This window comes from Thalassolituus sp. UBA6592, assembly GCF_002433655.1.
Lineage (GTDB): Bacteria > Pseudomonadota > Gammaproteobacteria > Pseudomonadales > Oceanobacteraceae > Venatoribacter.
On sequence record NZ_DJIO01000004.1, the window covers coordinates 1 to 12,534 of the forward strand.

General features: G+C 51.0%; 13 protein-coding genes and 1 pseudogene. 9 read left to right on the plus strand and 5 right to left on the minus strand.

Annotation, left to right across the window (positions count from 1 at the left end; genetic code table 11):
• Positions 1-281 precede the first annotated feature (281 nt).
• The 3 genes from B2Z72_RS00145 to B2Z72_RS00155 are packed head-to-tail and all read left to right on the plus strand — an operon-like array spanning position 282 to position 1,985.
• Positions 282-881 carry a lipocalin family protein gene (locus tag B2Z72_RS00145; protein WP_414716353.1) on the plus strand — a complete coding sequence of 200 codons (600 nt, stop codon included), beginning with the start codon at positions 282-284 and terminating at the stop codon, positions 879-881.
• Positions 882-921: 40 nt separating this feature from the next.
• Positions 922-1,212, plus strand: coding sequence for a cysteine-rich CWC family protein (locus B2Z72_RS00150; protein WP_296981273.1), 291 nt, complete (start codon positions 922-924; stop codon positions 1,210-1,212).
• 8 nt (positions 1,213-1,220) lie between these two features.
• Positions 1,221-1,985 (plus strand): sulfite exporter TauE/SafE family protein, encoded by a 765-nt coding sequence (locus tag B2Z72_RS00155; RefSeq protein ID WP_296981274.1) that lies wholly within the window; start codon positions 1,221-1,223, stop codon positions 1,983-1,985.
• 38 nt (positions 1,986-2,023) lie between these two features.
• Here B2Z72_RS00155 and B2Z72_RS00160 read toward each other — a convergent pair whose 3' ends face one another.
• Positions 2,024-2,518, minus strand: coding sequence for a M48 family metallopeptidase (locus tag B2Z72_RS00160; RefSeq protein WP_296981287.1), 495 nt, complete (start codon positions 2,516-2,518; stop codon positions 2,024-2,026).
• A gap of 289 nt (positions 2,519-2,807) precedes the next feature.
• On the opposite strand from B2Z72_RS00160, the gene B2Z72_RS00165 reads away from it, so the two are divergent.
• Entirely contained in the window at positions 2,808-4,049 is a 1,242-nt protein-coding gene (locus B2Z72_RS00165; RefSeq protein ID WP_296981277.1) for a hypothetical protein, read from the plus strand.
• Between the two features lie 24 nt (positions 4,050-4,073).
• Here B2Z72_RS00165 and B2Z72_RS00170 read toward each other — a convergent pair whose 3' ends face one another.
• Positions 4,074-4,370 carry a hypothetical protein gene (locus B2Z72_RS00170; protein WP_296981279.1) on the minus strand — a complete coding sequence of 99 codons (297 nt, stop codon included), beginning with the start codon at positions 4,368-4,370 and terminating at the stop codon, positions 4,074-4,076.
• Here B2Z72_RS00170 and B2Z72_RS00175 point away from each other — a divergent pair.
• Together B2Z72_RS00175 and B2Z72_RS00180 are read left to right on the plus strand one after the other, a co-directional pair.
• Positions 4,359-5,564 carry a hypothetical protein gene (locus B2Z72_RS00175; RefSeq protein WP_296981280.1) on the plus strand — a complete coding sequence of 402 codons (1,206 nt, stop codon included), beginning with the start codon at positions 4,359-4,361 and terminating at the stop codon, positions 5,562-5,564. The two genes, B2Z72_RS00170 and B2Z72_RS00175, sit on opposite strands and share 12 nt — an antisense overlap.
• 57 nt (positions 5,565-5,621) lie before the next feature.
• Positions 5,622-7,382 (plus strand): ATP-binding response regulator, encoded by a 1,761-nt coding sequence (locus B2Z72_RS00180; RefSeq protein WP_296981283.1) that lies wholly within the window; start codon positions 5,622-5,624, stop codon positions 7,380-7,382.
• 23 nt (positions 7,383-7,405) lie between these two features.
• Here B2Z72_RS00180 and B2Z72_RS00185 read toward each other — a convergent pair whose 3' ends face one another.
• Both B2Z72_RS00185 and B2Z72_RS00190 read right to left on the minus strand, forming a co-directional pair.
• A complete protein-coding gene (locus B2Z72_RS00185; RefSeq protein ID WP_297003950.1) occupies positions 7,406-8,020 on the minus strand; it encodes a response regulator transcription factor in 615 nt (204 codons plus the stop codon).
• A gap of 101 nt (positions 8,021-8,121) precedes the next feature.
• Positions 8,122-9,024 (minus strand): LysR family transcriptional regulator, encoded by a 903-nt coding sequence (locus B2Z72_RS00190; RefSeq protein WP_296982714.1) that lies wholly within the window; start codon positions 9,022-9,024, stop codon positions 8,122-8,124.
• A gap of 138 nt (positions 9,025-9,162) precedes the next feature.
• Between B2Z72_RS00190 and B2Z72_RS00195 the strand changes: the two genes are divergently transcribed.
• The 3 genes and pseudogenes from B2Z72_RS00195 to B2Z72_RS00205 all read left to right on the plus strand — a co-directional run bounded on the left by B2Z72_RS00195 (position 9,163) and on the right by B2Z72_RS00205 (position 11,519).
• A complete protein-coding gene (locus tag B2Z72_RS00195; protein ID WP_296982713.1) occupies positions 9,163-9,936 on the plus strand; it encodes a ferredoxin--NADP reductase in 774 nt (257 codons plus the stop codon).
• A 314-nt stretch (positions 9,937-10,250) separates the two neighbouring features.
• Positions 10,251-10,745 (plus strand): annotated as a pseudogene (locus B2Z72_RS00200) (alcohol dehydrogenase catalytic domain-containing protein); the annotation flags it as partial.
• A gap of 291 nt (positions 10,746-11,036) precedes the next feature.
• Entirely contained in the window at positions 11,037-11,519 is a 483-nt protein-coding gene (locus tag B2Z72_RS00205; protein ID WP_296982712.1) for a GNAT family N-acetyltransferase, read from the plus strand.
• A gap of 32 nt (positions 11,520-11,551) precedes the next feature.
• On the opposite strand, the gene B2Z72_RS00210 is transcribed toward B2Z72_RS00205, so the two are convergent.
• On the minus strand, positions 11,552-12,049 hold the full coding sequence (locus B2Z72_RS00210; RefSeq protein WP_296982711.1) for a MarR family winged helix-turn-helix transcriptional regulator: 498 nt from the start codon (positions 12,047-12,049) through the stop codon (positions 11,552-11,554).
• Between the last annotated feature and the right edge of the window lie 485 nt (positions 12,050-12,534).

Below are 12,534 nucleotides of genomic sequence, written 5' to 3' on the forward strand. Positions count from 1 at the left end.
ATCATCGTTCATTTCGGCGCTCCAGAGGCGAATTTCAGGCCTCCGCCATGCCACTTTCCAAAGAAACTCATTTGCTGAAATTTGTGCAGAGACATGGAATTCATATTTATTGTGAATCCAGAAGAGAAGACAGGCAACGAGGTTGCCACATACAGCCTCTATAAGTTCATCAAAGAAGACGTGAAGCCGGCTCTGTTTTTTACTGCAGTGATCAGTCAGGTTAGTATGGAGAGGTTTTTATGCCTGATGATCCTTTGTGTTGTCCTGATGGAGGTTGAATGATGTTACGCCGTTTATGTGCCTGTGCTGCACTGAGTATTAGTCTGCTGTTGGCTGGTTGTACCGGGATGCCGGAGAAAGTGGAGCCTGTGCAGGGCTTTGAGCTGAACCGCTATCTGGGCACCTGGTATGAAATCGCCCGCCTGGATCATTCTTTTGAGAGCGGCTTAACCGATGTTACGGCGACGTATACCCTGCGCGATGACGGCGGGGTAAAGGTGATTAACCGTGGCTATAACCCGGAAACCGGCGAATGGAAGGAAGCAGAGGGCAAAGCGTATTTTGTTGAGGAGCCGGACATGGGGTATCTCAAAGTGTCTTTCTTTGGCCCTTTTTATGGTGCTTATGTCATCGCGGATCTGGATAAGGATGGCTACCAGTATTCTTTGGTGAGTGGGCCGGATACTTCCTACCTGTGGATTCTGTCGCGCAAACCTTATCTGGAAGTGTCGACAACTCAGTATCTGGAAGAAAAAGCGCAGTTTCTTGGTTTCGACAGTGAGTCGCTGATCTGGGTGGATCAGCAGCAGAATATGCCGAAGCCGGTAGTGGAAGAGCTTAAGCCGGTAACGGAATCCTCGGGCTCCGCTCAGATCCAATGAGCGGAGATTCTGTGAGGTCACATTTGATGAGCAGTCAATCTTGAATAATGTCAGTGGTCGTCAGTGTCCGTTATGTGGCGCTGACAACGGCTGCGCGGTCAGCGCCGGCAAAGACCCGGCATCCTGCTGGTGTTTTGCTGCCGATGTGGTTATTCCGGCTTCTGCGCGCACTGCTGTCGCTGCAGACCGGCAACCCGGCCAGGAAGATGCGTCCTGTATCTGCCAGCATTGTGCCCGCCGTTATAAGCTCCGGGACGCGGAGCATTCTGAGCAGCATTCCGACCTGGAACCTGAACAGGAGCCCGAACAACATCCCGAGCAGAAAGGGTAGTGCAGCCCATGATGGAATATCTGCCGGATATCAGTCCCGTTGCCTTTGCCATTCTGCTGCTGTGCAGCTTGCTCGGCTCTTTATTGTCGGCCAGCGCAGGCATTGGTGGTGGCAGTTTTTTAATTGCTGTGATGGCCTCTCTGGTGCCGCCAGCAGCGCTGATTCCTCTGCACGGGCTGGTACAGCTCGGCTCCAATGCGTCCAGAGCTTATCTGACCCGGGAGCACACACAGTGGCGTAAGATCGCTTTCTTTGCGCTGGGGGCTTTGCTGGCCGCCACGCTGGCGGGGTTGCTGCTGGGGATGCTGGACCCACATTATATTCCACCGCTGGTCGGCGTATTTATTCTTTGGCTGAGCTGGGGAAAAATGCCGGATATTGGCCTTGGCAGTCATCCTGTGGGGTTATTCTTCGGCGGATTACTGACCACGCTGGGTACCATGCTGGTGGGGGCGACCGGCCCGTTAGTTGCCGCCTGGCTTGGGCGTTCCGGTATCGGCCGCTGGCAATACACCGCTAATTTCTCTGCCAGCATGACCATTCAGCATACCGTTAAAGTGCTGGCTTTTGGCCTTGCGGGCTTTGTATATCGTGACTGGTTAGTGTTACTGGTACTGATGATCTTGTGTGGCTATATCGGCACCCGGGTCGGGCTGCGGCTGTTGGGTAAAATCCCTGAACACAAATTCCGCATTGCTTTTAAGTGGGTGCTGACGCTGTTGGCATTGCGCCTGATCTGGCAGTGGCTGATAACGACTTCATGGTTCGCCTGACGTCGTACACACAGGTATATTATTTCACCTGTTTTCTATTACCACAGCTCACCGAATTGCTCGCGGTGGCACAGGTACAGACGCAGATCAAATTCCAGCTGATGGTAATCCGGCTCCATATAACAGCAGAGTTTATAAAAGGCTTTGTTGTGGTCTTTCTCACGCAGGTGCGCCAGTTCATGCACCAGAATCATTTTTAATAACGGCTCTGGCACTTTGCGGAACAGGGATGAAATACGTATTTCATTTTTGCTTTTCAGTTTATTGCCCTGCACCCGGGAAGCATAAGTATGCAAACCCAGTGCATTATTGATGATGTGAATTTTGTCGTCGTAAATGACTTTGCTGATGGGAGAAGACGAGCGCATGTGTTCGTTTTTCAGCGCCTGGGCGTAATTATACAGTGCCTTTTCTGAAGGCAGACTGTGCGCCAGCGGATACTTTTTCAGTAACAGTGCCTCAGTTTTACCCTGATCCAGCAGAGCTTTGGCCTGTAGCTGTAACTGCGGGCTGTAGCTGCCAAGATATTTCAAAACCGGTGACTTACCTGCTGGTGGGTTACCCGCCGGAAACTGAACAGCGGCAGGTCTATCAGCAGGTGCGCTGCTACCTGAACGGTCAGCTGCCTTGCTGGTTGTCGTTGCGGGTACTGTTTTATAAGTTTTTGTAGCAGTCCTGCTGCTGTTCTTTCTTCTCATCGTCACACTGCAATCCGCGGCTGAAATTTTTTGGTTGCCGGCGTCATTTTCACCCTTCGGGGTGAAGAATGCACGCCGTGGCTTTGGTTTACTGGCCCGGTAGCCAAACAAACGGATTTTTATTATGTCTTTTAAACAAAATACCCTCTCCGCAGCCATGATGGTTGGCGGTTTCTCTCTTCTGTTGACCGCCTGTGGTGGTGGTTCTTCCTCCAGCAGCAATGATGACCCGAATCTGCCGGACGAGCCGACCGCTCTGGATGTCTATACCGATACCAGCTGGAGTGCCGGTGTTGATGAGCTGGTGGGGCTGACCTACCCTCAAGGTGCTGATAATGGCCCGCTGATCGCACTCAAGCGTACTGACAATGGTGATGACAGCTTCAGTCACACGTTAATGCTGGCCGATGCTGACAGCAAAGAATTTACCGATACCGGTATCAGCCTGGAGCGTAGCTACTACCGTGATGTGCTGGCTGTGCCGGTCAGCGTTACCGTAAACGGTGAAGAAATCGACACCGTTGTGGTAGCAACCTGTGGTTACGATGAGCCGGGTATTCCTGATGGGGCTGAGCCTTCAGGTTTTGGCCCGTCAATGAGTGCAGCAGCAGAAGCGCTGTTCTTCGCGACCCTCGAATTCTATGTGCCAGGCACTGACATCGCAGGGAGTGTGAATATCACTGATGATGTTTCATTGTTCAGCTGTGCTTCGCTCGGTGGTCTGACGATTACCGATACCGCCGATAAGGGCTTAACTGTATATGAAGTGGATTTCCTGGTATCCGGTTTCGGCAATGGCGGCAACGGCTATGTCTTTGGTGCCGGATTCGATTTTGATTATGCTGCCGGCGAAATTACAGCTGCGGGTGCATCCATACTGGATACTCTGCAGACCACAGGGGCTTTAGAACGGAATGGCGATGGTGATCCGCTGATTGCGGTTAATATGGAAGGTGACACCGCTTTGATTGATAGTGAAGCCAATGATTTCGTTCTTGAAACAGCCGGTAACGTCTTTACCTCTGATACCGATAACGGCGCCGATATTCTTGACCTTGCCCGCGGCGGTAATGACTTATTTGCCGTATCTGCTGATGCAGGCCTGGCAGGCGGTGATTTCAGCGGCGAAGAATTTGTACTGGTAAGCGGTGGTGATTTCGAGCGTTGCGTTGATGCACTGGCTGTGAACGGTACAACCCTGTGGTGTCACGATTCAGCCGATGAGGGTAAATTGATTGAATTTACCGCGCCGGAAGTACCACAGACCCAAATTGTAGCTGCTGCAGAGCGTGCAGTGTCTGACCATTCATGGACTCAGATAAAAGCCGAACTGGAAGGTGCTGGAGCCGAAGTTGAAGTAAAATAAGCAAAAGGATTTGCCAGGCTGATTTCAGCCTTGGTCTCCATACCTGCCCGGCATTTGCCGGGCTTTTTTGTTTTTGAATCCAATTTTTTGTTTTTTGATTTCATTCTTATGACGGTAGAGGTGCTTTGGTTGCAGAATTAATATCCCTTTAAAATATCCTGTTAATAAGGGTGCTGCTGAGTGCGGGAGAAAACAGACAAACAGGTCAGAAAAATATTTGACCCACTTATCCGTATTTTCACCCTTCGGGGTGAAGAATGAAAAAAAGCCGTTCCATACACTGGACTCACTTATTGCTATGGAGGCTTTATGAAAACTCAATCCTATCTCGCTGTATTTGCAACCTGTCTGGCCCTGACCGCTTGCGGTGGTGGTTCTTCCGGTGGCTCATCTGATAACGACCAGCCGGATAACACCGGTGGTGACAATACTGGCGGCGACAATACCAGTGGATCATCAACCGGCACTCTGTCTGACGGCACCTGGAGTGCCGGTCAGGATGCGATTATTGGTTTAGGTTTCGCTGGCAGTCAGTCTGCACCGGAAATCAGTGTTCTGAAAGGAACGTTGCAGGGGCCTGAGACCGGCGATCTGTACACGATGTTGTCCGCAACTTATCCAACAACGGATCTCGCGGCGTATCACACCATTGATATGCAAAATGACATTCTGGATTTTGAGGACATGGAAACCTTCAGCCTGAATGGCCTTACCTACACCGTTATGTGTAAAGAGGGCTACAGCACCGTTCCTTACGATCGTCCGACGCTGCTGCGTATTTTTACCAATGAAGATCCGACTGCATTCGTGGACATTGATGTGGCCGGAACCAATGGCCCAATTAATTATGAAATGCGTGGCTGTAACTCCATCGCCGTGCGTAATGCCGGTGGTGACACTGACAGCACCAGCATTCTGGTGTATATGGCAGGTTACAGTATGGAGATTTCCGGTAGCTCAACATTAATGAGTGGTGATCGTATTGTTGAAGTTGAGCTGACCGTGGACGGCAACGCAGACGTTGATGCTGCCGGTGCGGTAACTGCAAGCGTGAATAATATTCAGGAATATTTTGCCGATAATCTGAGTACCGTAGCGGTAACCGAAGAGGGCGATGTGTACTTTTCCCGTGTGCGAGGCTCCAACAATCAAAACTGTCTTATGCACGTGAACCCGGAAAGCGGGGCAGGGATTGCGGTTGTTGAATGTACCGAGGATGATGCATTCGCTGTTGATATTGGTCCTATGAGAATCCTCGATATGGTAGCCGTGGACGGCGCAACAGCGACGGACTTTGACAAAATCTACATGGTTTCCAATTTTGACTATCCGGGCATCGTCGTCAGCGAATACCGTACCGATCTGCAACAAGGCCTGGGTATGGAGCTTTCTGCTAACGCTGATACCGATACCTGCAGCGATGTTCTGACCGTAGGTACCACTGATGATGGCGTGACCCTCTGGTGTTACGACTCAACAGATTCCGGTAAGATTCTGGCAGTTGGTGCGCCATAAGTCCCTGAAGGGAAGTGAATAACGTGCTGCTCAGCAGCAATCAAAGGATGATAGTGAATGCTGAAAAAACTCTACCGGAAATACCTTTCATCATTTGCTGATCATCCTCTGGCAACGGATATTCAGTGGGAACGTCATAACCTGTTTATGACCGAAGTCGGCTCACGCATGATCAGTGCGGTTATTGGTGCGGCTCTTGTGGGAGCGATGTTTTATAAATCCGCGCCAATGTCGTCAATACTGATCTGGTTTGGCGGCATTTGCTTTGTCGGCATCAATTCCTGGTTGCTTATCCGTTACCACAAACAGCATCCGGAACCTGAACATTCCACCCGCAATCTGGCCTATGTGCGCCGCTGGCACTGGCTGAATCTTTACCAGGCGGCGATCTGGGGGTTGCTGTGGGCATTAACGCCTTTTCTGTTTTTTCCTGATGCGTCGAATATTCAGGTGCTGTCGGTACTGATGATCGTGGTGGTTTTATCCTCGACACCATCGGTCACCATGGGCTGTTATCCGGATATTTATATAACGTTTCTGACCCCGGTTTTTTTCAGCTTCGGTTTTCACCTGTTCAACATTGATTTTGGTGAAGAGTGGCTGCCGGCAGTTACACCGCCGTTTACCTGGGTCTCACTGGTGGTGTTCAGCATTATGATCCACCGCACACATATGGAATCGATTGTTCTGCGCCTGGAGCATCGCCGGAATGAGCTTATGGAACAGGATAAAAACAACGCCAAGACCCGTTTTATTGCGGTAGCCAGCCACGATCTACGCCAGCCGGTGCAGGCTGCGCGACTGTATGCAGAAGCCATGGCTAACAATCCTGCTGTGGTAACGAAAGATATTATCGGCAAACTGAATGCCAGTCTGTTATCAGCCAGTCAGCTGCTTGATCGTCTGCTGGATATTTCCCGTATTGATGCCGGTGTGGTGAACGTAAACCGTGATACCGTTTTTCTGCCGACTTTTGTTGAACAGCTGGTGGCAACCCATTCCGTGATGGCGAAACAAAAGGGGCTGGAACTGGTTTCTGAGGTTGAAGCGGTTTCCGTTTATTGTGATGCGGCCATCGTTATGGAAATTATTGATAACGTGTTGACCAATGCCATCCGTTACACCGCGCAGGGGCGGGTTGTGATCAGTGGTCAGCGCGAGAAAGGCAAAATCCGTCTGCGGGTATCGGATACCGGAATTGGTATGACGCCGGTTCAGGTGCGTGATGCCTTTGAAGAGTTTGTTCAGGTGGCGGATTGTCCGGATGACACCGGGCAAGGCATGGGGCTTGGCTTACCCATCGTTAAGCGCTTGTGCAATCTGCACAATATTGAGTTCCGGCTCGACTCTGATAAGGGCCGGGGCACCTGTTTTTCGCTGTGGCTGGATGAGACTGCTACCCTGGAAGATCTGCCGACACCGCCTTCACGGATAAAAGATCTGCAGCAATTGAAAGTGCTGCTGGTGGATGATGAAGAATCCGTACGTGATGCTTTGTCAGTGCTGTTAGTCGGAGAGCAGCATGATGTCTGGGCGGCGGAAAGCATTCCCGAAGCGATGACCATGCTCACAGACGAAGGGCTGGTACCGGACCTTTTAATCACTGATGACCGTCTGCCCGGAGGTTTTGGTGCGAAAGATGTGATCCGCACCGTTCGTGGTGAATGTGGCGCAGACCTGCCGGCTATGATTATTACCGGCAATACCGATCCTAAACGTATTCAGGAGCTGAAAGCGCTGGAGGCACCGGTGCTGTTTAAGCCGGTATCCGGCGCCAATATTCTCGGCGCGCTCGAAGCTTTGCGCAAACAGGGATAGTGCTTAACGAAATGGGCGGGACATTATTCGCTGAGAAGATTCAGCTCTTCGGCTTTATTCAGGCACTCGATGCGGCTGTTAACGTCCAGCGTGGTATACATCAGGCGGATATGGGTTTTGATGGTGTTGGTACTGAGGAACAGGGTATCGGCCATATCGCTGTTGCTCATGCCGGATTTCATCAGCGACAGAATTACCAGCTGCTTGCGTGACAGCAGGGGGGTAACCGCTGCACCGTCTTCACCGGCCAGGGTTTCTGCCGCTGGCGGGTAGTAATGCCCCTGACTGACCTGAGCAATGGCATCGCAGATGGTGGCGGAGTCTTCCGATTTGCACAGGTAGCCTTTGGCACCGGCACGCAACACCGCCTGAATATTCTGTGTACTCAGGTTGCCGGAACATACCAGTACCGGAATGTCTTTGCCGTGCTGGGCAAAAATATCCAGCATGCGAATACCCGACAGCTCGGGCATATCCAGATCCAGCACAATCAACTGCGGTGTTTCGTCTTTTAATGCTTTCAGAGCATCCGCACCGGAGTGAAAAATACGCGTTTCCGCTCCCTGGCAATTCAGGCCGATGATGGTGCTCATCGCTTCCGCGAACATCTTGTGGTCGTCGATGAGATAAATCAGCATAACTTCCTCATATAAGCTGGGCGTGATGCTAATGACTCCTGACGATGAGGTCAATTATTGTTCATCCTTGTAGGCGAATGTCACAACTGCGGGATGCAGTGTCAGAATTGATTGTCCCACTCACGGCATAAATCCAGCCACGCGTCAATGCCAGCACCGCGATATTTCTGTTTATGCACAATCAGGTAGAGCTGGCGGCTGAAATCCCGCTGCGGGGTATGCAGGCGCACCAGGCTGCCGCGTTTGAAGGCGTCGGCCAGAGTGATCAGCGACAGACAGCCAACGCCCAGTCTGGCTTCAACCGCCCGTTTAATGGCCTCTGTATGCTGTAATTCAAGTTTGATATTCAGCTCTGGCAAGAGGCCGTGCATGGCGCGGTCAAAGGCCTGACGGGTGCCTGAGCCTGCTTCGCGCAATATCCAGCTGGCCGCGGTCAGTTGCTCATCGGAGATGGGTTTTTGCTTTGCGGCAAGGGCGGCCAGCGGATCGTTCGGGTGGCAGAACACCGCCAGTTCATCGTCCCGCCAGGGGATGATATCCAGATCCGGATGATTGAGTTCGCCTTCAATCAGGCCCACATCCAGCTCATAGTTAACCACGCGTTCGACGATCTGGCGGGTGTTGGCTACGTCGAGATTAATGTGGGTGTCCGGGTTGCGGGCCATATATTCGGCCACCATGCCAACCGCCAGATAGTTGCCGATGGACAGAGTAGCACCAACGTTCAGGGAGCCGGCTTCCGCATGCTGCATCAGACTCTGTTCAAAGGCTTTCGCCTGAGCCAGCAGCGCTTCGGCTTTAGGACGCAGCAGACGACCCTGTTCATTCAGCTGCAGACGCTTACCTATGCGGTCGAACAACTGCAGACCAAACTGGGATTCCAGGTCCTTCAGCGCCGAACTGGCTGCACTCTGGGACATCGCCAGCTCATCCGCCGCCCGGGTCAGATTCTGGCTGTGAGCGATGGTGGTAAAGACTTCCAGCTGTCGCAGTGAGTAGCGCATGAGGATTCCCGGATTCTGAGTTCTTTTCGGTTAAATCGAATATTGAAATCAGAATAATCTGATTTATCGATATTGTCAGCAGGCGTAAGCTGGAACCCATAGATTGAAGATCCACTGCAACTTAAGTGAGAGTGAACAATGAGTAACCTGATTCATGAAACGGTGACCAGCGTACATCACTGGAATGACACCTTATTCAGCTTTACCACCACCCGTAATCAGGGGCTGCGCTTTAAAAATGGCCACTTCACCATGATCGGCATTGAAGTGGACAACAAACCTCTGTTGCGCGCCTACAGTATTGCCAGCGCCAACTATGAAGAAGAGATGGAGTTTTTCTCCATCAAAGTACCGGATGGTCCACTGACTTCCCGGCTGCAGAATCTGAAAGTTGGCGACAAACTGCTGGTCGGCACCAAGCCGGTTGGCACACTGATTACCGACAGCCTGCTGCCAGGTAAAAACCTCTATCTGCTCAGCACAGGTACTGGTCTGGCGCCGTTTATGAGCATCATTAAAGATCTCGATGTGTACGAGCAGTTCGACAAAGTCATCCTGACCCACGGCGTGCGTTACGTATCTGAACTGGCGTATCAGGATCGTATTCAGAATGAGCTGCCAAATAACGAATATTTTGGCGATATCGTACGCGAGAAACTGATTTATTATCCGACCGTAACCCGTGAAGAGTTTCATACTCAGGGTCGTCTGACCGATGCCATTACTACAGGTAAGCTGACTAAAGACATTGGCCTGGCGGATCTGAATCCGGAAACTGACCGCTTTATGCTGTGTGGCAGCCCGGCGATGCTGAAAGATCTGACCGATATTCTGGATAACATGGGCTTTAAAGAAGCGCGTGCCGGAGAGCCTGGTCATTACGTAGTCGAGCGTGCCTTTGTTGAGAAATAGCGAGCTTTCGTCGGGAAATAGCGCGCATAAGCTGGTCATGATTGCTGGCTGACAGAATTTGCTTTTCCTTCCGAGTAGTAGTTTAAGCGGGCTTTGCCCGCTTTTTTTATGCCTTTTTCTTAGTATTCTTGCACATATTAATTGGCCGGTTTTGCCGCTTTTTAGTGAAGAATATTCCTGATATTCGCGCGAGATCCTGAGCGGATATATCAGGCTGTTTGGATATTCCGCTGTCGTTTTTGAACATCTGACAGAGCCTGCTGAAGATTATGGTAGAGGTGCACGATAAAAATAAAACAGCACTGGAGTTCGATATGTCTGATCTGAGTAATCGCAGCGTAGTCTATAAAGGCGCCGGTAAAGTGGCGGTTGAGTCCATCGCTTTTCCCGAGTTATCACTGGGTAAACGTAAATGCGAACACGGCGTCATTCTGAAAGTACTGACGACCAATATCTGTGGCAGTGACCAGCATATGGTGCGTGGGCGAACTACGGCGCAGGAAGGTCTGGTGCTGGGCCATAAAATTACCGGCATTATTCTGGAAAAAGGCCGTGACGTTGAATTCGTCGATGTCGGCGATATTGTTTCTGTTCCTTTTAACATCGCCTGCGGTCGTTGCCGTAACTGTAAATCCGGTTTGACCGGTATCTGTCTTAACGTCAATCCGGCGCGTCCGGGAGCTGCATACGGCTATGTCGATATGGGTGGCTGGGTCGGCGGTCAGGCCGAATATGTGATGGTGCCATACGCGGATTTTAATCTGCTGAAATTCCCCGATCCGGATCAGGCACCTCAGGGGTACGCGGATTTTGATGGCGGTGCAGCGAAGAAATTCGTGATTGATCCACACGGATCATTCCGTGCATAAGCTTTGTTTTTGTGGATAGACGCTATTGCTGATGCAATGTCGGCACAGGTCATTCATCAAAAGTTAATGAATCAATGCCACGCTTGTCGTGGCTTTTTTTTACATTTCCTGTTTGCTTCGGCTGTGCTCTTTTTTCTCCTTTTTCGCGCAGGATTTTTCTCTTATGGTTTTTACAGCGACAGACCGGAGCGTTAGGATAAACAAAATCTGCATGAAATTGACGGGGAAAGTATGAATATCCGTGAAGCCAGAACAGAAGACTGGCCCGCTATCTGGCCGATTTTTCATGAGGTGGTTAATGCTGGTGATACCTATGCTTATGATCCGCACACCAGTAAAGAACAGGGTGAAAAAATCTGGCTGCAAACGCCACGTCAGACAAGGGTGGTGGAATCCGGTGGAAAGATTCTGGCAACCTATTATTTAAAAACCAATCAGGCCGGGCCCGGCAGTCATGTCTGTAACTGCGGCTATATGGTGGCATCCTCTGCCCGCGGACAGGGGCTGGCGGCACGGATGTGTGAGCATTCGCTACAGCAGGCACGGGCACTGGGTTATCAGGCCATGCAGTTTAATTTTGTTGCTTCTTCCAATAGCGCGGCAGTGCACCTGTGGAGCAAACTCGGCTTTGCGACTGTTGGCCGTCTTCCCGGTGCGTTCAGGCATCCATCGCTGGGTTATGTGGATGCGCTGGTGATGTATCAGGTGCTGTAAATACACCGCTGCCGATCTGTCGTCGTTTACGCTTATTCAAACGCTGCCAGCCATTTTTTAAAAATAGCATCCAGTGTGTCGCGTTCCTGCTGATTCAGCACGGCAATTAATTCTTTTTCCAGATCCACATGCTGGGTCATGGCTTCGCTGATCAGACTGAAACCGTCATCGGTGAGTTTGACCAGCAGGCTGCGTCTGTCCTCCGGGTCAGGCAGGCGCTCAATCAGTTTCCGTTCTTCCAGTTTATTCAGACGGTTGGTCATGGCACCAGAGGTCAGCATGGCTGAGCGGAACAGGGCGGTGGGCGTCAGGCAGTAAGGCTTGCCGCTGCGCAGCAGTGTGGCCAGTACATCAAACTCGCCCCAGGCCAGCCCGAACTCTTTGTGTTTCCCTTCAATCTGATTGCGCAGATGGGTGTAAAGACGTTTGGTACGGCCAATAAGGGCGATTGGCTGCGACTCCAGATCTGGCCGTTCTTCCTGCCATTGGCCGACAATAAAGTCGATATGATCCGATTTGTGTTCTGACATCCTGGTTTCCTATTGGTCTGGTTGTCTGGTTTGGGTCTGGTTTGTTGTCGGCTTTTTCTAAGCCCCGCTGTCTGGCACCACTGTTAAGCCTGTTCAGGTTTTTATTCGATTTATCAGTAATATCCATATAGTGTCACTATGTAGTGTCATTATGTTTTGTAGCTGTCGCTTTGAATCTTCCGCTGAAAGCCTGTTGCGCAGAGCCTCCTGCAGGCAAAGTAATTCCGTTTCTCTATCGCCCTGATGAATATCTTCATATAAAGATACTTGATGTTAAAGCATTTCCCCGTTAGGGTGTAGAACTATCTTAACATGAAGATAAATTATGAATTCTGCATCTCCTTCCGCCGGCGTCTGGTTGCTGGCTGCTCTGGCTCCGGCATTATGGGGAACCACCTATTTTGTGACCCAATACTGGCTGCCAGGGGCTGATCCTCTGTGGCTGGCTACCCTGCGTATTGTGGTTCCTGGTGTGCTGATGCTGC